This is a genomic window from Pseudonocardia oroxyli, from assembly GCF_900102195.1.
In the GTDB taxonomy this organism is placed as follows: Bacteria; Actinomycetota; Actinomycetes; order Mycobacteriales; family Pseudonocardiaceae; genus Pseudonocardia; species Pseudonocardia oroxyli.
In genome coordinates this window covers 1-21,199 of the sequence record NZ_FNBE01000023.1, presented here as the reverse complement: position 1 = coordinate 21,199, position 21,199 = coordinate 1, and the positions used below count along the sequence as shown (strand labels likewise).

General features: G+C 69.0%; 19 protein-coding genes. 9 read left to right on the top strand and 10 right to left on the bottom strand.

Annotated elements, in window-relative coordinates:
* Window positions 1-87: 87 nt before the first annotated feature.
* The 6 genes from BLS43_RS27080 to BLS43_RS27055 are packed head-to-tail and all read right to left on the bottom strand — an operon-like array spanning window position 88 to window position 5,236.
* Complete coding sequence (locus BLS43_RS27080; RefSeq protein ID WP_093089545.1) at window positions 88-852, bottom strand: 2-keto-4-pentenoate hydratase; 765 nt, start codon at window positions 850-852, stop codon at window positions 88-90.
* Complete coding sequence (locus tag BLS43_RS27075) at window positions 849-1,625, bottom strand: 2-keto-4-pentenoate hydratase (protein WP_093089544.1); 777 nt, start codon at window positions 1,623-1,625, stop codon at window positions 849-851. Before BLS43_RS27075 ends, BLS43_RS27080 begins: the two co-directional genes overlap by 4 nt.
* Entirely contained in the window at window positions 1,622-2,455 is an 834-nt protein-coding gene (locus BLS43_RS27070) for an alpha/beta fold hydrolase (protein ID WP_093089543.1), read from the bottom strand. Before BLS43_RS27070 ends, BLS43_RS27075 begins: the two co-directional genes overlap by 4 nt.
* Window positions 2,452-3,195 carry a dienelactone hydrolase family protein gene (locus BLS43_RS27065; protein ID WP_245707866.1) on the bottom strand — a complete coding sequence of 248 codons (744 nt, stop codon included), beginning with the start codon at window positions 3,193-3,195 and terminating at the stop codon, window positions 2,452-2,454. Before BLS43_RS27065 ends, BLS43_RS27070 begins: the two co-directional genes overlap by 4 nt.
* A complete protein-coding gene (locus BLS43_RS27060; RefSeq protein ID WP_093089542.1) occupies window positions 3,192-4,148 on the bottom strand; it encodes a 3-carboxyethylcatechol 2,3-dioxygenase in 957 nt (318 codons plus the stop codon). Before BLS43_RS27060 ends, BLS43_RS27065 begins: the two co-directional genes overlap by 4 nt.
* A 2-nt stretch (window positions 4,149-4,150) precedes the next feature.
* Window positions 4,151-5,236, bottom strand: coding sequence for an LLM class flavin-dependent oxidoreductase (locus BLS43_RS27055; protein WP_093089541.1), 1,086 nt, complete (start codon window positions 5,234-5,236; stop codon window positions 4,151-4,153).
* A 307-nt stretch (window positions 5,237-5,543) separates the two neighbouring features.
* Between BLS43_RS27055 and BLS43_RS27050 the strand changes: the two genes are divergently transcribed.
* Window positions 5,544-6,608, top strand: coding sequence for an AraC family transcriptional regulator (locus BLS43_RS27050; RefSeq protein ID WP_093089540.1), 1,065 nt, complete (start codon window positions 5,544-5,546; stop codon window positions 6,606-6,608).
* Between the two features lie 367 nt (window positions 6,609-6,975).
* Window positions 6,976-7,809 carry a mycofactocin-coupled SDR family oxidoreductase gene (locus tag BLS43_RS27045; protein ID WP_093089539.1) on the top strand — a complete coding sequence of 278 codons (834 nt, stop codon included), beginning with the start codon at window positions 6,976-6,978 and terminating at the stop codon, window positions 7,807-7,809.
* 195 nt (window positions 7,810-8,004) lie between these two features.
* Here BLS43_RS27045 and BLS43_RS27040 read toward each other — a convergent pair whose 3' ends face one another.
* Complete coding sequence (locus tag BLS43_RS27040; protein ID WP_093089538.1) at window positions 8,005-9,789, bottom strand: sigma-54-dependent Fis family transcriptional regulator; 1,785 nt, start codon at window positions 9,787-9,789, stop codon at window positions 8,005-8,007.
* A 294-nt stretch (window positions 9,790-10,083) separates the two neighbouring features.
* On the bottom strand, window positions 10,084-11,151 hold the full coding sequence (locus tag BLS43_RS27035; RefSeq protein ID WP_093089537.1) for an LLM class flavin-dependent oxidoreductase: 1,068 nt from the start codon (window positions 11,149-11,151) through the stop codon (window positions 10,084-10,086).
* A gap of 1,016 nt (window positions 11,152-12,167) precedes the next feature.
* On the opposite strand from BLS43_RS27035, the gene BLS43_RS27030 reads away from it, so the two are divergent.
* The 7 genes from BLS43_RS27030 to BLS43_RS27000 all read left to right on the top strand — a co-directional run bounded on the left by BLS43_RS27030 (window position 12,168) and on the right by BLS43_RS27000 (window position 17,699).
* Window positions 12,168-13,058 (top strand): SMP-30/gluconolactonase/LRE family protein, encoded by an 891-nt coding sequence (locus BLS43_RS27030; protein ID WP_093089536.1) that lies wholly within the window; start codon window positions 12,168-12,170, stop codon window positions 13,056-13,058.
* 218 nt (window positions 13,059-13,276) lie between these two features.
* Window positions 13,277-13,777: a flavin reductase family protein gene (locus BLS43_RS27025; protein ID WP_093089535.1), complete on the top strand. Its 501-nt coding sequence runs from the start codon at window positions 13,277-13,279 to the stop codon at window positions 13,775-13,777.
* A 76-nt stretch (window positions 13,778-13,853) separates the two neighbouring features.
* Complete coding sequence (gene ribB, locus BLS43_RS27020; RefSeq protein WP_093089534.1) at window positions 13,854-14,972, top strand: 3,4-dihydroxy-2-butanone-4-phosphate synthase; 1,119 nt, start codon at window positions 13,854-13,856, stop codon at window positions 14,970-14,972.
* Window positions 14,973-15,022: 50 nt separating this feature from the next.
* On the top strand, window positions 15,023-15,664 hold the full coding sequence (locus BLS43_RS27015; protein WP_245707862.1) for an AAA family ATPase: 642 nt from the start codon (window positions 15,023-15,025) through the stop codon (window positions 15,662-15,664).
* 485 nt (window positions 15,665-16,149) lie between these two features.
* Entirely contained in the window at window positions 16,150-16,365 is a 216-nt protein-coding gene (locus BLS43_RS27010; RefSeq protein WP_218130032.1) for a response regulator transcription factor, read from the top strand.
* Between the two features lie 228 nt (window positions 16,366-16,593).
* Entirely contained in the window at window positions 16,594-17,340 is a 747-nt protein-coding gene (locus BLS43_RS27005; RefSeq protein WP_093089531.1) for a 3-hydroxybutyrate dehydrogenase, read from the top strand.
* A gap of 41 nt (window positions 17,341-17,381) precedes the next feature.
* Window positions 17,382-17,699 (top strand): Dabb family protein, encoded by a 318-nt coding sequence (locus BLS43_RS27000; RefSeq protein ID WP_093089530.1) that lies wholly within the window; start codon window positions 17,382-17,384, stop codon window positions 17,697-17,699.
* A gap of 717 nt (window positions 17,700-18,416) precedes the next feature.
* Here BLS43_RS27000 and BLS43_RS26995 read toward each other — a convergent pair.
* Together BLS43_RS26995 and BLS43_RS26990 are read right to left on the bottom strand one after the other, a co-directional pair.
* Complete coding sequence (locus BLS43_RS26995) at window positions 18,417-20,306, bottom strand: propionyl-CoA synthetase (protein ID WP_093089529.1); 1,890 nt, start codon at window positions 20,304-20,306, stop codon at window positions 18,417-18,419.
* 523 nt (window positions 20,307-20,829) lie between these two features.
* A partial coding sequence (locus BLS43_RS26990; RefSeq protein ID WP_143030253.1) for a transposase occupies window positions 20,830-21,199 on the bottom strand: 370 nt, incomplete at its 5' end.

Here is a 21,199-nt window from a genome sequence, read left to right as displayed (position 1 = left end):
CGGCAGCTGCCCGGTGTTCTGACCAGTGCCGGGAGCCCGATAGAGCGCCCCGAGCTGTCTAGTGGCCCGGCCTGCCGGGTGTGATGTTCAGCAGCAGCCCAGCTCGAGGGTGCCGAGCCGGTCAATGGTGGCCGTGACGACGTCGCCGGGGCCCACCGGAACGGCGGCGGTGAGACCGCCGGAGAGCACGACCTGCCCAGCGTTGAGACCTCCGCCCTCGGCGGCGAGCCGCCGGACGAGCCAGGCGACGGCCGCTGCGGGATGCCCGAGCGACGCCGCGCCGGACGCGGTGGCCACGACCCGCCCGTTCTTCTCGAACACGACACCGACCAGGCGCAGGTCGATGCCCTCGGCAGGAATCGGGGTGCCGACGACGAACCGGCTGGCCGAGGTGTTGTCAGCGACTACATCGGCCATCGTGAACCCGTAGTCGACGAAGCGGGAGTCGAGAACCTCGATGCCTACGGCGACCCCGGAGGACGCGGCGAGCACATCGGTGGCGGTGACGTGGGGTCCCTCCAGGTCTCGACCAAGGACGAAGACGATCTCGGGTTCGCAGCGCGGCTGAATGTGGGCAGAGGTCTCGAGCGGCTCGCCGATGTCGAGGGCGCCCGCGGCGGGCAGGAACCCGTGGATCGGGCTGTCGACGCCGACCTGGGCCTGTTTGGCCCGAGCGGTGAGCCCGAGCTTCCAGCCCGCGATGGCCTCGGTCTCGGCACGTAGCGCACGCTGGACCCGGTAGCCCATGGGGATGTCGAGCTCGGGGAACTCGTCGGTCAGCCGTGTGATGGGGGTGCGATCCGCGGCCGCCTTGGCCAGCCGGGCGGCCAACTCGGAGATGCTCACGCTCATGCGACCCTCACCGTGACCGGCCCGAGCCGGTCGAACTCGGCCCGGAACACATCCCCCGGGGACAGCGGGACGGCCGCGTGCAGCGCGCCGGTCAGGATCAGGTGGCCGGGTTCGAGCGCCACGCCCTGCTCGCCGAGGGTGTTGGCCAGCCAGGCGACGACGGCGACCGGGTCGCCCAGGGCGGCGGCGCCCGCCCCGGTGTCGACGAGCTCGCCGTTGCGCGTCAGCGTCATACCGATCAACCGGGTGTCGAGCTCTCCGACCGGGATGATGCGACTGGAGGTCGCCATAGCGCCGTTGGAGGCCAGGTCTGCGACGGTGTCGGCGAGCTTGATCCGCCAGTCGGCGATGCGGGAGTCGATGATCTCCATTCCCGCGACGACACCGGCCATCGCGGCCCGGGCTCGGGTCACCGTGACGCCCGGGCCCTCGAGCCGCTCGCCGAGGACGAACACGATCTCCGCCTCGACCTTCGGGGCGATGAACCGCTCGAGCGGCACCACGTCGCCGTCGCGGTAGACGGTGGAGGCGAGGACGGGACCGTAGTCCGGGGTGTCGATCCCGAGCGCCTGTTGCATGGGGGCGGCGGTGAGGCCGACCTTGTGCCCGACGATCCGGTCACCGTCGGCGACCAGCAGTGCGGTGAGTTCCTGCTGGATCGCGTAGCCGTCCGCCATGCCGAGCCTGGGCTCGGCGTCGGTGAACGGAGGGATCGGCGTACGGGTGGCGCGGGCCGCGTACAAGGCGCGGGCCTTCTCGACGGGCGTGGTCATACCGAGCGCTCCTCGGCCAGACCCGGCGCCAGGAAGTCGTGGATCAGGGCGCCGAGCTGCGTCGGGACCTCGTACTGCAGGAGGTGGCCGCAGTCGGCGTAGAGGTGCAGGTCGCAGTGCCGGAGGTGCTCGGCGAGGTAGAGCGACGCGTCTGCGGAGATCGTCGCGTCGTCCTTGCCGTGCACCGCGAGGACCGGGTGCGAGACGGCCGGGAGCATCGTCTCGTCGTAGGTCGGCATGGGGGCACCGGCACCCATCGCCGCCTGGAAGGACCGCTGGACCTCCGGACGCACGGCGGTGGCGAGCCGCTCGGTGACGTAGGGCTCGATACCGGGGACGGGCCGGGACAGCTGCGCGTCGACCAGCGTGCCCATGGCCGCCTCGTCGGGGTTGCCGTAGAAGTCGGTCAACGTCGTGAGGTTGGCCTTGACCGGGGTTCCCCCGGCGGCTAGCAAGACGACCCGGTCGACGCGGTCGGGGACACGGAGGATCAGCTCCAGTGCCACCCGGGCGCCGTAGGAGTGCCCGACCACGTGCACCCGGTCCAGGCCGAGTGTGTCGAGCAACGCGAGCACGGCGTCGACCCGGCGGGCGAACCAGGGGCCCGGCCCGGCGGGCACGTCCTGCGGGTGTCCGCTGCGTCCGAACCCGACGAGGTCGGGCACGAGGCAGCGGAACCGGTCGAGCGCGGGCAGGATCGGCGCGAAGCTCAACGCCCCGGTCGCCCCCGGCCCGGTGCCGTGCAGGAACAGCACGGGCGGTCCGTGCTCCGCGCCCGCTGTCGCCAGATGGGTGGTGTCCGGGCCGGTGGCCACCTCGTCGATGTTCACGCGAGCGTCCGCCCGAAGAGCTCACGGATGCGCTCCCACGAGGTCGTCGCGCCCTCCTCGTGGTAGGCGGGGAGGCCCGGGAACATGAAGCCGTGGTCGGCGCCGTCGTAGATCTCGACGGTCGCGTTCGCCCGGGCCAGCTCGTCGCGCAGCGGCTTGTTCACCTCGAGCGAGGCGAGGGTGTCAGCCGCGCCGAACGCCACGAACAGCTCGGCGCCCAGCGACCCGACGCTCAGGTGCGGCGAGTCCGGCTCGTCGGTCACGCAGAATGACGGGTGCATCGTCGCGCCGGCGACGAACTCGTCGGGCCGGGCGGCGAGCAGCCGGAAGGTGAGCCGCGCGCCCACGCAGAAGCCGACGGCGCCCTTGGCCCCCGAGCCGCGCGCTGCCGGATCCTCGGTGACCGCCCCGAGCGTGGCGGCCACGTCGGCCAGCACCTTCGCGTCGTCGAGCGAGCCGACGGCCTTCATGAGGCGCTCGAACTCCGGGGAGCCCGGGCCCTGGCCGATCCCGGACAGGTCGAAGGACATCTTCGGTTCGATTCGGTGGTAGAGGTCGGGCAGGACCGCGTAGTAGCCCGCCTCGGCCACCTTCGCGGCGACGTCGTAGATGTCCTTCCGTAGCCCGGGGCCGTCGTGGAAGACGACGACCACCGGATGGGGGCCCTCCTCGTCCGGATGGCGTACCGCGACGGCCATCGGCCCGTCCGCGGTCTGCACCAGAAGTTCCTTGTCGATCATGTCGATCCCTCTCCCCGCGTGCGCGCGGTGGTGACCCCGAAGCCGATGATCCATTCCCGGATCGGCTGGTAGAACGACGACTCGGTCTGGTACGGCCCGGCGGTCTGCACTGCCGCGTGGGCCGCGATCCAGGATCGGATCTCGTGGATGGAGCTGCCGCCCTGCTCGCCGAGCCACTCGACGCTGAGCGTGTCGAACGCCCCGAGATCGCCTTTCGCGAACAGCGCGAGGAGCTCGCGGTCGAGGTCTGGATTCAGGTCCATGAGCGGTGACTCGCCGCGTGCGAACGACTGACCCGCCTGGTAGATCTGCTCCTCACGAGCCTGCTGCTCGGCCGGGGTGCGGCGCTTGTCCACCAGGTATGCGGCCGCCTCCGGGGTGGCTTCGCGCAGCCGTGGGATCGGCACGTCGTGCGACAGGCCGCCCGAACCGACGAACAGCACCCTTCGGTCGAGCCGAGCAGCCCACTCCCCCGCCGCCTGCCCGAGTCGACGGACCCGCCGCAGCGGGCCCAGCGGCTCGGCGACCGAGTTGAGGAAGACCGGGATCACCGGCCGCGCCGCACTCGAGCCGAACAGCAGCTCGAGCGGCTGGGAGAGGCCGTGGTCCACGACCATCTTCTCCGACATCGCCACGTCGAGATCTGCGTTGAGCAGGTGGGCGATCAGATCGTCCGCGAGGGCCTGCGGGACGTCGAGGTCGCCTGCGCTCGTGCCGTAGTCGCCGATCGCCGTCGCCGCGGTGCCGACGCAGAACGGCGGCATCAGCTCGTACCGGAAGCCCTGATAGTGGTCGGGCCCGAAGATCACGACCAGCTCGGGGTCGAACGCCTCGGCGAACGCCCGGGCCTCCCGCAGCGCGTCCGCCACGGCGTGCGCCACCGACTCACCCGGGTCGGCGGTGTGCAGCAGGGGCGAGTGCGACATGCAACAGAGGGCGAGCTCGGAGGCCATCGTCAGATGCTCAGTCCACGCAGCGCGGGCACGACGTGCTCACCGAACAGCTGGTAGGACCGCATCGTCTGCTCCTTGGTCAGGTTCCCGAACGAACCCCAGTTCAGGAAGTTCCCGCAGCCGATGGTCTCCATCTGGTCCACGATCTGGTCGCGGACGATCTCCGGCGTCCCGACGCAGATCGCGCCCATCCCGACCAGGGCGTCGAAGGAGACGTCGTCCCCGGCGAACGGGCGGAAGAAGGACTGGTAGTGCTCGTAGCCCGCCGGCACGTTGTCCAGGTCGTGGAACACCGCGGCCTCCTTGAACGCCGCGAACAGCGCGTTGAAGGCGGGCTCGGCGAGATCGCGCGCCTCCTGCTCGGAGTCGGCGATGAACACGTTGCGGCACACCCCCATGTCACTGGGCTGCGCCTCGCGCCCCGCGTCCGCGGCGGCCTTCTTGTAGCCGTCGAAGATCGTTCGCATCTGCTCGGTGGGCGAGAACACCGAGGTGAACTTGAAGTTGTTCTGCGCCGCCCACGCCACCGTGTTCGGGCTCAGCGCAGTGACCCAGATCGGCAGCTCCGGACGCAGCGGACGAGGCCAGATGCCCACGTTGTCGTAGTTGTAGAACTCGCCGTGGAACGACCAGGTCGGCTCCTTCCAGGCGGACTGGATGAGCGCCACCGACTCCTCGAACCGGGCGCGGGTCTCCTCCATCCTCACGCCCTCGCGGATGAACTCCGGCTCGTCGACACCCCGCCCCAGCCCGACCTCGAGCCGGCCACCGGTGAGGTGGTCGAGCATCGCGCCCTCCTCGGCGAGGCGGCGCGGGTTGTGGAAGGCGGTGATGTTGGCCATCACACCGATGTGCATCCGGCTGGTCCGCTGGGCCAGCGTCGCGACCAGCAGGTTCGGCGACGGGCTGATGCTGTAGGGGGTGAAGTGATGCTCGGAGAAGAAGACCCCGTCGAACCCCTGGTCCTCGGCGGCGACCCACGACTCGAGCTTCCAGTCGTACAGCTCCTTACACAGCTGCGGGTCGAACTTCGCCGGGTCCGAATCGTACGGGTAGCTGAAGATCTCGAAGAGCCACGACTTGACCACTTGGTGCTCCGTCCACTTTGACAGTCGGTCCGTCCCACGGTGTGAGGGCAAGGACGGCCTCTGTGAGGCAGGAGCGACGCTAGGTGCCAGCCGAATGGTCGGCAGTCCGCTCTCCGCTCGACTCGGTCCAGTTCTCGCGCCGACTGATGCGCCCCGCCACCGGCAGTGGCCCGAGACCGCGCGAACCGGATGCCAGACGTCGCGAATCGGCTGTCTCGCTGCGGCCAGCGGCTTACGATGTCCCCGAACTGCGGCGACTGGCGCTGAGTTCGTCACGGTGTCGTGATGAGCGCAGGAGGACTGTGGGGTGGCAGAGCAGACCCGAACCGGACAGGGCGGGCTCGTCGAGATGGATCCCCCGGCGGGCACGCTAGTCCGCACGAGTGACGTCGACGAGGCCAGTGCGGCGATCTCGCGCGCCTATGCGCCCAACAAGCTCCAGATCGCCAGCCGTCCGAGCCGGTTCGAGATGCGCCTGTGGACCGCCGCCATGCCCGGTGTGGAGTTCGGCTACGTCGAGCTCGGTACCGACGTCCGGCTCTACGCGCCCCCACCGCGGTACTACGTCGTCGTGCTCGCCGGCGTCGGGCATGTTCGTGTCGGCCAACGACGGAGTTCGGTCCTCGCGACAGGCGGTCGCGCCGTCGTCGTCGCCCCCGACGAACCGGTGCATTTCGAAGACTGGAGCCAGGACTGCCGCCTGATCACCGCCCGGTTCGAACCCACGGCGCTGGAGAATGCGCTCGCCTCGCTGCTCGGACGGACCCCGGCGACCCCACTGCGCTTCAACATCCGGCTGGACCTCGACGAGCCCCACGCCGGTGCATTCCTGCGCACGCTGCAGCTCCTGCGATCCGAGTCCAGTCGGCCGGACGGAATGATGGCGGACCCGCTCATGGCGGGGAGTCTGGCCGGCCTCACGATGACCGCCCTCCTGCGCGGCCAGCCCCACAACTACTCCGTCGAACTCTCCGATCCGGGGCGCAGGACCGCGCCCGCCAGCATCGGTAACGCCCTCGACCTCATCGAGGCGAAAGCGGCGGAGATCGCGTCGGTCACCGATCTCGCCGCGGCGGCCGGGGTGAGCGTCCGAGCGCTCGAAGAGGGGTTCCGCCGCCACGTCGGCACACCCCCCATGACGTACCTCCGTGAGTTCCGACTCGCCCGGATACACGCCGAGCTGACGGCGGCCGACCCCGACTCGACGACAGCCTCGGCGATCGCGCGGCGCTGGGGCGTGCACCACTACGGGCGATTCGCGGCGAGCTACAGCAGCCGTTACGGAGTCAGCCCCGCAGAGACGCTGCGTCGTGGGGGCAGCGCGGCGGTCACCGGACTGCTGTCGAGAAGCCACCCGAATCCGCTCGGCTGAGCGGTCCGGGACGCCTCGCCTGATCGGACCGTCTTCGGTCGCCGATGCGCAGTCCTCGCGATTCACGCAGCGCGTCAGGCTACGGCCGTTGTCGTCGCAGAACGCTACAACGCGGACGGCCTGCCGAATGCCATGCTCCCTCGTGATGATCGGTCAGCGGGAGATGCGCCTGTGTCCCACCGGTCGCGCGGGAGTTCATCACGACACCAGCGAATGTCGACTCTGTTCCACCGCACGGACCCCCGGGTCACCGCAGTAGGTCGACCGGATCATCGCCAGGAAACCCCATACCGCACGAGCCACCTCGGCTGACGACGCGCCCTCATCGGCGTATCGGGCGATTAGGTAGGCCGGAAGGAGAAAGACAATGGCTGGGAGAGTCGAGGGCAAAGTCGCCTTCATCACCGGCGCTGCACGCGGTCAGGGGCGCTCGCACGCGCTCCGGCTGGCGCAGGAGGGTGCCGACATCATCGCCGTCGACATCTGCGAGGGCGTGCCCTATGAGGTGAGCCCGCCCGCGACCGAGGACGACCTCGCGGAGACCGTGCGCCAGGTCGAGGCACTCGACCGGCGGATCGTCGCCAAGAAGGCGGATGTCCGCGACTTCGACGCGGTCAAGGCCGCGGTCGAGGAAGGCGTCAGCCAGCTGGGTCGGCTCGACATCGTCAGCGCGAACGCCGGCGTCGTCGGCACCCCCACCCCCGCGGAGTCGCTGCCCGAGGACGAGTGGCGCACGATGATCGACATCAACCTGAGCGGCGTGTGGCACACCGTCAAGGCGACGATCCCCCACCTCAAGGCCGGTGGCAACGGCGGCTCGATCGTCCTCACCAGCTCGGTGGCGGGTATTCGCGGCTACGCCAACATGGCGCACTACGTGTCGGCCAAGCACGGGGTCGTCGGGCTGACCCGCACCCTCGCGATGGAGCTCGCACCCGCCAGCATCCGGGTGAACAGTGTCCACCCCACCCAGGTGAACACAGACATGATCCACAATCAGCCGATCTACGACCTGTTCGCCGGCAAGTCCGGCGCCAGCAGGGACGAGTTCGCCGAGGCGTCGAGCCGGCTGCAGCTGCTGCCGATCCCGTGGGTCGAGCCGGTCGACATCTCCAACGCCCTGCTGTTCCTCGCCAGCGACGAGGCTCGATACATCACCGGTGCGGCGCTGAACGTCGACGCAGGCAGCTACCTGCTCTGACCGACCGCCGGACGTACTCCGGGGCTCGCCCCGACGACAGATCCCGGGGCTCCACCGCACCGTCGTCGGCGGTGCGGTGGAGCCTTCCGGGCCACCGCTTCGTGTCCGGAGCACCACGCGACCAGTGGTCGGATCGTGCGCTCCACCGTCCGGCAGCGGCTCCTCGTGCGCGCCGTGCGCCGAGGGTCGACGCCCTCAGTAGACCGTGGACGAGAGGTCGAGGCCGAGGGCTCGGACCTTCCGGTAGAGCGTCGACCTGGCTATGCCAAGCGACAACGCGGCCTGGTTCTTGTTGCCACCCGCGGCCTGCAGGGCATTCATGATCGCCTGGGCCTCGGTCTGCTCCAGACTCGCGAGCGGGCGCCGCGCTCCCCGAGCGAGATACTCGGGAGGCAGGTGCTCCACACCGATTCGGCGTCCGCTCGATCGCCCCACGACGAGCCGACGGACGAGCGCGTTGAGCGAGTTCAGGTTCCCCGGCCAGTCCAGACGGCTGAGGGCCTGGATGGCCTCCGGTGTCCACTGCACCTGCACAGCACCCTCGGTCTCCCGCTCCGTCAGGTGAGCGACCAGGTCGGAGAAGTCCTCGAGTCGATCTCGCAGAGGGGGTACCTCGAGCACGGCGGTGAATGAGTCGAGCAGCGCGTTGTGCCTCGTCGAGTCGAACGCCGGCTTCTCCGCGGTGGCCAGAAGCCTGTGCGGGGACGCTCGGCGGAGGGTCGCGAGGGCGGCCAATGCCGATGTGGGAGTGAGCAGCTCGACATGTCTGATCACCAAGGACACGTCGGGGATGTCGAGGAGAGCCTCGAGATCACGACACCATCTCTCGGCTCCCCGCGAGGATGCGCCGGCGGCATCGATGACCCGGACGTCCCGCCGGCCCTGAAGGGCCTGTGTCACGGCCAGCCGTCCCGAGCCGGCTTCGCCCGTCACGAGGACCGGTGTCCGGCTGCCCATGTGCGCCGCCGCGTCACGACAGAACGCCCGCCACGCCGCGCTCCGCCCGACCAGGCCCGGGAGCTGGGTGAATCCGTTCGCTTTCGAGGTGCCCTCGACGGCTCGACGGGACTGGGCCTGTTTCTTGATCACCAGCACCGCGCCCGCATCGTCGGTCTCGTGGGAGACCGCCCGACAGTCCACCGTCAGGACCTGCCCGTCCGGGAGGGTGAGCGTGGTCGGGCCCTGCAGCCGGTCGACGAGGCTGCGACGGGCATGTTCCCAGAGCAGGCTCTGGTCGACCCCACCGAGGAGCCGGGCCGCCGCGGCGTTGGTGATGATCGTCTTCGAGTCGAGCGCGATCACGGGATGACGAGCGTCCCGGTTGTGTGCGGTGTAGGCGTCGAGGAGCTGCTGCTCGCGGTGTGAGGCCCTGATCCGCAACGCCTCCGTGACCGCGGCGACGAAGTCGATGACCCACGGCAGCATGATCGGAGCCGTGTCCCACAGCCGACAGATCAGGGAGACGCTTCCGAGGAGCCGGTGGTTCACGGGGTGGATGATCGGCGCGCTCGAGCAGCTGAACTCACGGAACTTCTCGGAGAAGTGCTCGGGGCCTTTGATCATCTCGGGGCGACCGGTCAGCATGGCGATGAGGCTCGTGGTCCCGACCGTCGACTCGTCCATGTTGGTGCCGGGAGCGACGCCGAGATTGTCCATCACGGCGGCCAGCGCCGGGTCCTTGACCCAGCGACGGAGCAGCCGGCCGTCTCGGTCGGTGAGCACGAGGGCGTAGGCGCCGTGCTCCAGCGCCGCCTCGTACTTGGCGACGATCGGCGAGACGGCGCGGGCCAGGTAGTTGTCGGCTTCCGACTCCAGCAGATGCCGAGGCTCGACCCTTTCAGGATGCAAACCCTGCAGCCGCGACCGCCGCCAGGAGTCGTAGACCGTGGGACGGATGACTCTCGGGGGCGACGGCAACTGCGCCACGGCGGACGAGAGAACATCGTCCCGGGCCTGCGAGAACTCGCGAAGCCAACTCATGAGCAGGATCCGTCATCAGGACGCCGGGATCCAGCGGGGAGGGCCGTCGCTCCCCACGATGGTGCCTTCCACGGCCGCAACAGCATGAGCTAGAGCCTCCGTCCGCCTCCATTGGCAGCACACGAATCGCGTTGCCTTCGCGCCAGTGGAGGCTACCCATCCCACTCCGCGGTCAATTGTAGCGAAATGGGACGGTGTCCATCGATCAGCGAAGGTGGGCCGGCCGACCATCCGGCCCACCTTCGGGAGCGACGCGGGCGACAGAGTCGACCGCTCCCTCCTGACCGCCGCGCCCTACAGCGCCTTGAGCTCCGGCAGCACCTTCTCGCTGAAGAGGCGCATGCTGGCCTCGGCCTTCTCGATGGGCATCCCCGCGTAGTAGAAGGCGCAGTTCAGGTCGTAGTCACCGATGACGGCGCGGCGCGCCTTGATCTTCTCGATGATCTGGTCCGGCGTGCCCCAGGTCTGAGCGTTGACGTAGCCCTCCGCGGCCGCCTCCTGGCCGGCCTCGCGAATCATCGCCGCGACAGCGTCGTAGGACTTGTACCCCTTCGTGTCGCCGAAGTGCACACCGGCGAACTCGTAGTGGCGCATGACCGTGGTGAAGTACCGCGAGATGTACTCGGTGGCCAGCTGCTTGGCCTCCTCCTCGTCCTCGGTGCACACCACGAACTCGGTCAGCGTGGGCGGCGGCGCGTCGACGCCCTGCGCCTTGCGGTACTCCTCCTGGTAGGTGGAGATCAGCGGCGCGTGCTGCTCGATGGGGAACTGGACGAACGTCGCCATGGCCGCGCCCAGCTTGGCCGCGACGCTCAGCGAGTCGGGGGACATCGCGATGCACACCATCCGGTCCCGGAAGCCCCTGGGCGGAGCGGGGGCGAGGGTGGCCTCGGGCTGCTTGAAGAAGCGGCCGTCGCCGACCGCGACACCCGTGTCGAGCGCGTTCAGCACCAGCTCTGCAGCCTCGTCGAACCGCTCGCGTGACTCGCTCATGTCGATGCCCATGCTCGCGTACTCGCTGCGGGCCAGACCGCGGCCCAGACCCAGACGGACCCGGCCGTTCGCGAGGATGTCGAGGAGGGCGACCTTCTCGGCCACGCGCAGCGGCTGGGTCCACCACGGCAGGATGATCGCGCCGGGCACCAGCTCGATGCTCTCGGTCCGGGCGGCCAGGTACGAGAGCAGCTGGGTGTTGTCCGGGCACATCGAGTAGTCACCGTCGAAGTGGTGCTCGATGCACCAGATCGCGGAGTAGCCGAGCGACTCGGCCAGCTCGGCGAGGCGCAGCTCCGCGGCGTAGAGCTCCGCGTCCGTCATGCCGGTGTCGTGGTTCTGGAAGAGAAGCTGAAGGCTCGCCTTCACAGCAGATCTCCGTTCGTGTGATTGTTCGGTCGGTCGAAACTTGTGTTGCGAGATCGTCGGGGTCGACGGGACGACGGCCTCACCGGGAGAGCGTCATGCGCTCATCAAGTTCGCGGTGATTCCAGTAGCGAGGGGCATGGGATGAGCCGTGGTCGGCGAACGCCGCACGATCCCCCACCCTCGCTGGATCATGCAATGAAGATCGGTCCCGGAACACCGCAGGCGATCGCCGTCGCCGAACGCGATCGCACCTCACGATCAGGTCGACGAGGTACGTCGTGGTGTCGTCGTCACGGTCGATTCGGACGCGACGAGCCGATCACCAGCCTCGAAACGGCTACTCAGGAGTCTAGATGGCTGCGTGATCGGGTAGCGGAGGAACGAGTCCTGCGCACGCGAAACCTCACGGTGTCAACTCCTTTGTCCTATCGCCTCCGAGAAAGGCGACCACCATCTGTCCGACTGCCTCGACCGAAGAGGCTACGGACAGGTACCGCAGCAGCGATGTAGCGATGCGCTACACCTTCACAAATATTCTCCGGGACCGTCGCAGGATGCTACATCCCGTTCCGGCCGACGAGTGGGACAGTGCGAGAGTCGTGAACCGGTCCATCGGGCCCAGCGCTCGATCGTCGGTCACCTGATACGGAGGAATGCCGCAGCGACGCCGCACCCCTGAGCGCCGTTAGCGGTGGTACGCAGCAGGTCGGTGACCCCGCCCCTGCGTGCAGGCGCGAGAGGGAGACGCCCGATGCAGCACGTCGAAACCGCGGTTGCCACATTCGCGCGCACTCCCGTGTCGGTACCGGCCAGCCGTTCCTCACGTCGCCGACCACCCTCCGAGCGATGCTTCCCGCGTGGCTGCTTGCACCCATCCCGGTGACAAGGCGGCTCGCGAACAGAACAGAGAGAACACTCCGACTCCCCGATCGTGCGACCCGTCGGGCGGCGCCGCGGGACAGGGTGCCCCTGCACTCGCAACTCCGCACTTGTCACATTGAGAGAGGACCTCGCACATGAGAGAACTGACCACCATCGTCAGCGGCATGTCCTTCACGGAATGCCCTCGGTGGCACGAAGGCCGAATCTGGTTTTCTGACTTCTACACGAACAGGGTTCTCTCCGCGGCCGCCGACGGGTCGGACCTGCGGACCGAGCTCGACGTTCCGAACCAGCCGGGCGGTCTGGGCTGGCTGCCCGACGGACGGCTCCTCGTCGTGTCGGCCCGCGACCACACCCTGCTCCGACGCGAGCTCGACGGTCGGGTCGTCGTGCACGCGAACCTGAAGGACCACGTCGGCGGAAACCTCAACGACATGGTCGTCGACTCCGCCGGTCGGGCCTACGTGGGGAACTTCGGCTTCGACCTGGGTGCAGGGGCGGATCCGGCGCCGACGGCGCTCATCAGGGTCGACCCCGACGGAACGGTCAGTGAGGCCGCGGAGGGGCTGCACTTCCCGAACGGCAGCGTGGTGACCGACGACAACGTGCTTGTGGTCGGCGAGACCTTCGCCAACCGGGTGACGGCATTCGATATCGACGACAGCGGACAGCTGCAGAACCGGCGAGTCTGGGCCCAGTTCGGAGACGTGCCGACCGGGCCGGACTTCGGCACCGTGCTGAGCCAGGTCAAGGTGGCACCGGACGGCTGCTGCCTCGACGCCGAAGGAGCGCTGTGGATCGCCGATGCCCTCAGCGGCAAGGTGATCCGAGTCAAGGAGGGCGGAACCGTCGTCGACGAGATCCAGGTCGACAGCGGCGTCTTCGCCTGCATGCTCGGCGGCGACGACGGTCGAACCCTCTTCCTCTGCGCTGCCCCGGACTTCGATCCCGCTGCCCGTGCGGCGACGCACGAGTCCCGGGTGCTGACCGTGCGGGTGGACGTGCCGCACGGCGGCCGTCCGTAACCTGTCCGCAGCGCTCGGCACGAGATCACCGTCTCGGTCGAGTGTGGCTGCATCCCCTGAGAGCGCGCGACCGAGGTTCAGGAGCCGCCCGACCGAACCCCCGCCGTGAACGGCGTTCGGCCGGGCGGCTCCTGAGCCTCACTGCGGGGCACCGTTCCCGCGCGAGCTGCCTGCCCCCCTCGCTCTCAGCCGTCTCCTTCCACGCGAGCCACTCACGAATGGACTTCCCTTTGTTCGATCCGGTAGTCGACGAGACACAGCTGAGGCGCGCCTTCAGTGCCTTCCCCTCCGGAGTCGCCGCGGTCTGCACCCGGGTCGACGACCTCCCCGTGGGTGTGGCGGCCAGTTCATTCACGACCGTGTCCGTCGAGCCCCCGCTCGTCTCGGTCAACATGCGCCACGAGTCGACGACCTGGCCCCTGCTGCGAACGGGTAGGCGCCTCGGCCTCAGCGTCCTGGCCCTCGGCCAGGAGGACGTCTGCCGACGGCTCGCAGGCGACGCGGCTCGTCGTTTCGACGGGACCGACTGGACGGGGCACGCCGACGGCGGCGTCTTCATCGAGGGGGCGACGATGTGGCTCGACTGCAGTCTGCACGCCGAGATCCCCGCCGGTGACCACGACGTGGTCCTCCTCCGGATACACGGAATCCGCATGCACCCGGAGACCGAGCCGCTCGTCTTCCACGGAAGTCGATTCCGCCGACTCGCCACGACCTGAGAACACGGCCGCTCCGCTAGAAGAACAGAGACCTCCGGTGACAAGACGCTTTCCGACCACCACATCGACACAACGCATGCGCGCCGCCCTGGCGGCCCTGCGGGCGGGCGAAGCCGTCGTCGTGACCGACGACGAACAGCGTGAGAACGAGGGTGACCTCATCTTCGCCGCCGAACTCGCGACCCCGGAGCTGGTCGCGTTCACGGTCAGACACACATCCGGCTTCCTGTGTGTCGCCCTCCCAGGCGAGACGTGCGACAGACTCGGCCTCACCCCGATGACGCACGACAACCGGGACCATTACCAGACCGCCTATCAGGTGACGGTCGACCTGAAGGGGACCGGCACGGGCATCTCGGCCGCGTCGCGCGCCGCGACGATCGCCGCACTGGGTTCCGCCGACGCGCTGCCGCAGGACTTCGTCCGCCCAGGTCACGTCGTACCGCTGCGGGCACGTCCGAACGGGGTGCTCGAACGACCCGGCCACACGGAGTCGGCGGTAGACCTGGCCCGCCTGGCTGGGCTGGCTCCCGCCGGGGCGTTGTGCGAGATCGTCTCCGCAGAGCGTCCGGGTGAGATGGCCCGCGGCGACGAGCTCGTGCGCTTCGCCGACGAGCATGGCCTTGTCCTTCTCTCCGTCGCCGACATCGTCGAGTACCGGACCGAGCACGAAGCCCGCTTGGTCCGGGTCGCGGAGACCGCCATGCCGACGTCATACGGCACATTCCGCGCCCTGGGCTACCGGGAGCAACTCACCGGAACCGAGCACTTGGTGCTCACCGCGGGCCGGGTCGATCCCGAGGTACCGGTCCACATTCACCACGAATGCCTACTCGGCGATGTCTTCGGCGCAGCCTCGTGCACCTGCCACAGCGAGCTGAGCGAGGCTTTGCGCACCTTCGGTGACTCCGGACTCGGCGTCATCATCTATCTGCGAGGCCTGGGCGGGACCTCGTCATGCGGGCTCCTACGTCCGAACGCGGTGCCACCGCGGGGGGCGGAGATCATCGCTTCCGGCATCTTCGACGATCTCTGCCGACACGACGTGGCGGCGGACCCTCGCCGTGGAACGAGCGCGACGGCCGCCCTCGCCGCCCAGTCGCCGCCCGCCGAGGCCCGGCTTTCTTCAGCGATGAACGTCGCGCGGACGATCGCAGCATCGGCGACGCGTTCGGTCGCAGTCGCCGGCGACTGATCCGACGTCCGCCTCGAGTGCAGGCGGCACACCGAGCTGGGGGTTCCCCGGTGACCACGACACTTCAGGACACGAGAGCGGCGATCGCCGAGGCGGTGGTCGGGCGCGAGCGCGAGCTGACGCTGGTGTTGGCGGCGGTGGCCGCGGGTCGGGACGTGCTGTTGGAGGGCCCGCCGGGGACGTCGAAGTCCACGATGCTGCGCGCGATCACCGAGCACTGGGGTGTGCCGTTCGTGTTGGTGGAGGGCAACGCCGAGCTCACCCCGGCCCGCCTGGTCGGCCACCACAACCCCGCCCGGGTCCTGGCCGAGGACTACTCCGCGGAGAACTTCGTGCCCGGCCCGCTGGTCGAGGCGATGCGTACCGGCGGGTTCCTCTACATCGAGGAGCTCAACCGGGCGCCGGAGGACACGCTCAACGTCCTGCTGGGCGCGATGGCCGAGCGCGCGGTGACCGTGCCCCCGGTCGGGACCCTGCGGGCGGAGTCGACGTTCCGGGTGCTCGCCTCGATGAACCCGTTCGACAACGTCGGCACCGCCCGGATCTCCGACTCCGTCTACGACCGCTGGAACCGCCTCGCCGTCGGCTACCAGCCGCAGGACATCAGCAACGCGGTGTTGTTCCTGGCCTCGGACGAGGCTCGGTACATCACCGGCACCACACTCGTCGTCGACGCCGGGCATCTCGCCTGACCGGGACCGGGATATCGGGTGCCTGCGGCGGCCACAACATCCCGGTTCGCCCGACGGCAGCGACGGGAGGCGCCTGGGGTCGTGGAGAACGAGGGGCCCACGACTCCAGGAAAATGCTGTCGCAGAATGCTACAAGGAGCGCGATCGAGCACGTGTCACACTTACCGGACCCGGTCAGCTGTAGTCGTAGTGCGAGACGGCAGGTACGACTCAACAACACTCAGAGATGAGTGCCGCACCCCACCCGACTGCAGCGATGAATCACGAAAAGCGACGATCGAAATACCGTCTCGAATCGGCTCGGTCGATGACCGAGGTAGGCCTTCATCCGGCATGTGCCGCGCGCACCGCCACACCGAAATGAGACGACCCCCAACAGCGGGCGCAGACCGCACATGACCCGCTGTCGGGGTGACCAGCGGACCAAGGGAGCAATCTTGTACCAGGCGCAGCGCCCTCCTCGGACGAAGCCTGTGCACGCGAACGTGGCCGACCAGGTGGCGTACCTGCCGCTCCTCACCCGCCGACAGCGACAGGTACTGCAGGCCGTCGCCCGCGGGCTCACCAACCAGCAGATCGCCGATCGTCTCGGCATCGCACACACCACGGTGAAATGGCACCTCGGTGCGCTCATGGCGAAGTTCTCGGTGTCCAACCGCACGGAGCTCGCGTATGTGGCGGCGAAATGCGGTCTGGCGTGATCGGGCATATTCCAACGAGCGGACCGGCCCCCGGTCGCCGCTCCCGGATTGACCTCTCCGGCGTTTCCCCCGCCTGAATGTCACGGCCGACCACCAGAGAATTGATCGCTCGCGCCACGTGCACGAGCGAGATCACCAGCATCGAACCCGACGTTCTCGGTGTCGCAGCGACGCGGCGGCGGCTGCTCGCGAGACGCGAGTCGACGGGATGAACGGAGGAGAACCGACATGGCTGACCTGACCGGGCGCACCGCGCTCGTGACCGGGGCCGGGGGAGGCATCGGAGCCGCGTGCGCTCGGGCGCTCGCAGCCCAGGGGGCGAAGGTCACGGTCGCCGACCGGGACGGGGACCGCGCTCACGAGGTCGCGGCGTCGATCGGCGGCGAGGCGTGGGAGGTCGACCTCCTCGACGTGACGCCCCTCGAGACCCTCGACCTCTCGGTGGACATCCTCGTCAACAATGCGGGCATTCAGACAGTCAGCCCCATCGAGGAGTTCCCTCCGGAGCGGTTTCGGGCGATGATCCGACTGATGCTCGAGGCGCCCTTCCTGCTCGTCCGTGCCGCTCTCCCCCACATGTACGCGCAGAACTTCGGCCGAGTCATCAACATCTCATCGGTCCACGGCCTGCGGGCGTCGCCGTTCAAGGTCGCCTACGTCGCCGCCAAACACGCCATCGAGGGCATGTCGAAGGTCGTGGCCGCCGAGGGCGGACCCCACAACGTGACCAGCAACTGCGTCAATCCCGGCTACGTCCGAACACCGCTCGTCGAAGGCCAGATCGCCGATCAGGCCGCCGTGCACAAGATCTCGGCCGACGAGGTGCTGCAGACCGTCCTGCTGGAGCGCAGCGCCATCAAGCGTCTGATCGAGCCGGACGATGTCGCGGAACTCGTGACGTGGCTGGCCTCGGACGCGGCCGGAATGGCCACGGGTTCGTCCTGGGTCATGGACGGCGGCTGGAGCGCGCAGTAGCGCGAACGCGATCCGACCCGGCACGATCCGAGGAATGACCGATGCTGTCACACACCGTCCTGTTCCGTCTCCCGCGGCCGCTCGACCCCGCGCAGCAGGCCGAGTTCGTCGCCGCCCTGCGCGAGTTCGCGGCTGACGCCCCACCGACCGCAGGCCCGGTCACGATCACGACCGACTTGGGACTTCGCGATCCCGACAACCCTCGCGTGGCCGACTCCTCCCTGTCCACGACCTTCCCCGATGTCGACGCGTTCGCGGCGTATCTCGACCATCCTCGCCACCAGGCCATCGTGGCCGAGGTTCTCGAACCGAGCGGTGTCACATGGCTCTCCATGCAGAGCGAGACCTCCCCGACCTGACCGGAGCCGGTGAGAAGGGAAGAGGTTCCGGGCGTGGGCGACGCCCCGGCGCTCGACCTCGGTGACCCAGGTGTGGTGGGTCGCGCTGGTGGTGGCGGAGAACCCGATGATGCGCATTGCGGTGTGGAGAATCACGGCCCGGCTCGCGGGGCGGGCAGCGCCGAGTCGGTGGCGCTGCCTCGAACGCCGGGGGCTCCTCCGCGCGGCGGCGCAGCCACAAGGGTGCGAACCCGAGGAGCCCACCGACCACGGACCCGACCCACCAGTCGCAATCCGCCATCGTGTCGGCGGGGAAGCCGTCGGTAAGCAGGATGCTGGGCCGCGTCGCCGCCATCACCGAGGGTCACACTGACCCAGATCGAGCTCGACCACGGGCCCCAACACGTGGCAGGCCGAGCTCGGCGATGTAGGTGGAGGCGATACCGGACTCGCCGCCGTGGGCCAGGCCTTACACCAGCGGTCCTTGAGCGTCTCGGTCGGTGCACGACGCCCTCTCCGGCAGGCACCGACAGGCGAAGCGGCGCATTCGAGGCGCCGGGGCGGTCTCGCCCTGGACCAGCCCTCGCCATCACGCGGACATCACCCGACCTGGAGCGTCTGCTCGAAAGCCACACCACGACGACTCGCACAGTCGCGACACCCAGGTCGAGGACGGATCTCTCGAACTCGGAGACCGCCTCGGCACCTGCCCGCAACGGATCGACGGACCGCCCTGCGCTAGTCCTTTCGCAGCACCGGCCGCAGGGCGTCGAGGACGTCGACGCTCTCGATGGTAGAGGGCACCGGCTCGTCGGCGCCGTCGGCGATGCCGCGCATGGTCTTGCGCAGGATCTTCCCGGAGCGGGTCTTGGGCAGCCCCGGGACGATGGCAACCTCCTTCAACGAGGCGACGGCGCCGATCTGGTCGCGCACCATCTGGACCAGCTCGGCGCGCAGCTTGTCCTCGTACCCCTCCGAGGCGGCGTCCACGCCGGCCTTGAGCACCACGAACCCGCGGGGGATCTGGCCCTTCATCTGGTCCGCGACGCCGATGACCGCGCACTCGGCCACGTCCGGGTGCGAGGCCAAGACCTCCTCCATGCCGCCGGTGGACAGCCGGTGCCCGGCGACGTTGATGACGTCGTCCGTGCGGCCCATGACGAACACATAGCCGTCGGAGTCGACCCGGCCGCCGTCGCCGGTGAGGTAGTAGCCGGGGAACGCCGACATATAGGACTTCACGAACCGCTCGTCGTCGTTCCACAGTGTCGGGAACGCGCCGGGCGGCAGCGGCAGCTTGGCCACGATCGCGCCGTCCTCACCGGCCGGGAGCTCGCGCCCGTCGGCGTCGAGGACCTGGACGTCCCAGCCCGGCAGCGGCCGTGTCGGCGAGCCGGGCTTGATCTCCAGCAGCTCCATCCCGGCCGGGTTGGACACGATCGGCCAGCCGGTCTCGGTCTGCCACCAGTTGTCGATCACCGGGATCTTCAGCAGCTCCGACGCCCACCGGAAGGTCTCCGGGTCCAGCCGCTCCCCCGCCAGGAACAGGTACTTCAGCCCCGACAGGTCGTACTTGCGCGCGTACTCGCCGTTCGGATCCTCCTTCTTCAGTGCCCGGAACGCGGTCGGCGCGGTGAACATGCTCCGCACGCCGTACTCGGACATCACCCGCCAGAACTGCCCCGCGTCGGGAGTGCCGACCGGCTTGCCCTCGTACAGGATCGTGGTCGCCCCGGCCAGCAGCGGCGCGTAGACGATGTAGGAGTGCCCGACCACCCACCCGACGTCGGAGGCGGTGAAGATCGTCTGGCCGGGCCCGACGTCGTAGACGTTCGGCATCGACCAGGCCAACGCGGTGGCGTAGCCGCCGCCGTCGCGGACCACACCCTTGGGCTTCCCGGTCGTCCCGGACGTGTAGAGGATGTAGAGCGGATCGGTGGAGCGCACCGGCACCGGGTCCGCGGGCGAGGCCTTCGCGGCGGCGTCGGTCCAGTCCACGTCGTTCGGGCCCATCGCCGCCCCGGCCTGCGGGCGCTGCAGGATCACCTGCTTCTCCGGCTTGTGCGTCGACAGCTCGATCGCCTTGTCCAGCAGCGGCTTGTACTCGATGACCCGCTTGCCCTCGATCCCACACGAGGCCGACACCACAACCTTCGGCGTGGCGTCGTCGATCCGGACCGCGAGCTCCTTGGCCGCGAACCCGCCGAACACCACGGAGTGCACCGCGCCCAGCCGGGCGCAGGCCAGCATCGCGACCACCGCCTCGGGCACCATCGGCATGTAGATCACCACGCGGTCCCCGGGCCCCACGCCCAGCTCACGCAGGACCCCGGCGAAGGTGGCGACTTCGTCGCGCAGCTTCGCGTAGGTGTAGGTCCGCCTGGTGTCGGTCACGGGCGAGTCGTAGATCAACGCCGCCTGCTCGCCCCGACCCGCCTCGACGTGTCGGTCCAGCGCGTTGTGCGCCACATTGAGCTCTCCGTCGGGAAACCACCGGTAGAACGGCGGGTTCGACTCGTCCAGGGCCTTCGTCGGCGACCGGTGCCACTCCAGGGCCTCCGCCGCCCGCAACCAGAACCCCTCCCGGTCCTCCACGCTGGCCCGGAAAACGTCCTCGTACGCGCCCACACCGGCCTCCTGTCCTCGACATCCTGCTGATGGACCCTAGGGCGATCCGCGCCTGACGAGGCTGGCCTCTTGGAGAGGCTGCCGCAGAAGGTTGCCGCGCCGGGCGGCGGCTGAGCTCACCAAGCGATCAGGTATGCGAGCGAGTGTCTGCTCGTGCTCTTCCGACACCCTCGTTCACCAGAGCAGCGAACGACCAGATCCGCGCGATTCGGCTCAAAGCGGCTTTAGGCCCCAGGACACGTCTCGGGTGAGCAGCACGAGGCGCATCTTCTTGGTGAGGCCCGAATAGATTGTTCAAGCGTGCACCTCCGCGAGGCGCGCGGAGCGGACCGTGGAATGTTTCGTCCGGTCCGTGCTGGGACCCGTGCTCGACCACGACGCCAGCCGACAGACCGAGCTCGAGGCGACGCTTCGGACCTTCTCCCTTCACCTGCGGCTGATCTACCCATACTTCGACTCCGAGGCGAGCTGAGACCGGTGGCCGACCGAGGCGCGGCACCACCACCGACCCGAAAAGACCGGGCTAGGGCGTGTCCTGTAGGTCGGCACGCAGCCACAACATGATGGCGGCGATGGTGATCTCCGAGCGGTAGTAGGCCACCCGCTTCGCGTAGCGGGTGGCCAGCGCCCGGAACTGCTTGAGCCGGTTGAAACAGCGCTCGACCACGTTGCGGTCGGCGTAGAGCTCGGGGTCGAACCCTGGTGGGCGCCCACCGCGGGAGCCTTTGCGCAGACGATGGTTGATCTGATCGACCCGTTCCGGGCTGGTGAAAGCGATCCTGCGCTGCCGCAGCGCCGCCCGGGTCGAGGGGTGGGAGTAGGCCTTGTCCGCCAACACCCGGTCGGGGCGTCGGCGGGGCCGCCCGGGCCCGTCGCGGCCGACGGCGACCTGG

Coding starts and splice junctions, on each gene's coding strand:
- BLS43_RS27080 (WP_093089545.1), bottom strand. CDS start 852: ATGAGCGTGAGCATCTCCGAGTTGGCCGCCCGGCTGGCCAAGGCGGCC.
- BLS43_RS27075 (WP_093089544.1), bottom strand. CDS start 1,625: ATGACCACGCCCGTCGAGAAGGCCCGCGCCTTGTACGCGGCCCGCGCC.
- BLS43_RS27065 (WP_245707866.1), bottom strand. CDS start 3,195: ATGATCGACAAGGAACTTCTGGTGCAGACCGCGGACGGGCCGATGGCC.
- BLS43_RS27060 (WP_093089542.1), bottom strand. CDS start 4,148: ATGGCCTCCGAGCTCGCCCTCTGTTGCATGTCGCACTCGCCCCTGCTG.
- BLS43_RS27045 (WP_093089539.1), top strand. CDS start 6,976: ATGGCTGGGAGAGTCGAGGGCAAAGTCGCCTTCATCACCGGCGCTGCA.
- BLS43_RS27040 (WP_093089538.1), bottom strand. CDS start 9,789: ATGAGTTGGCTTCGCGAGTTCTCGCAGGCCCGGGACGATGTTCTCTCG.
- BLS43_RS27030 (WP_093089536.1), top strand. CDS start 12,168: ATGAGAGAACTGACCACCATCGTCAGCGGCATGTCCTTCACGGAATGC.
- BLS43_RS27025 (WP_093089535.1), top strand. CDS start 13,277: ATGGACTTCCCTTTGTTCGATCCGGTAGTCGACGAGACACAGCTGAGG.
- ribB (WP_093089534.1), top strand. CDS start 13,854: ATGCGCGCCGCCCTGGCGGCCCTGCGGGCGGGCGAAGCCGTCGTCGTG.
- BLS43_RS27005 (WP_093089531.1), top strand. CDS start 16,594: ATGGCTGACCTGACCGGGCGCACCGCGCTCGTGACCGGGGCCGGGGGA.
- BLS43_RS27000 (WP_093089530.1), top strand. CDS start 17,382: ATGCTGTCACACACCGTCCTGTTCCGTCTCCCGCGGCCGCTCGACCCC.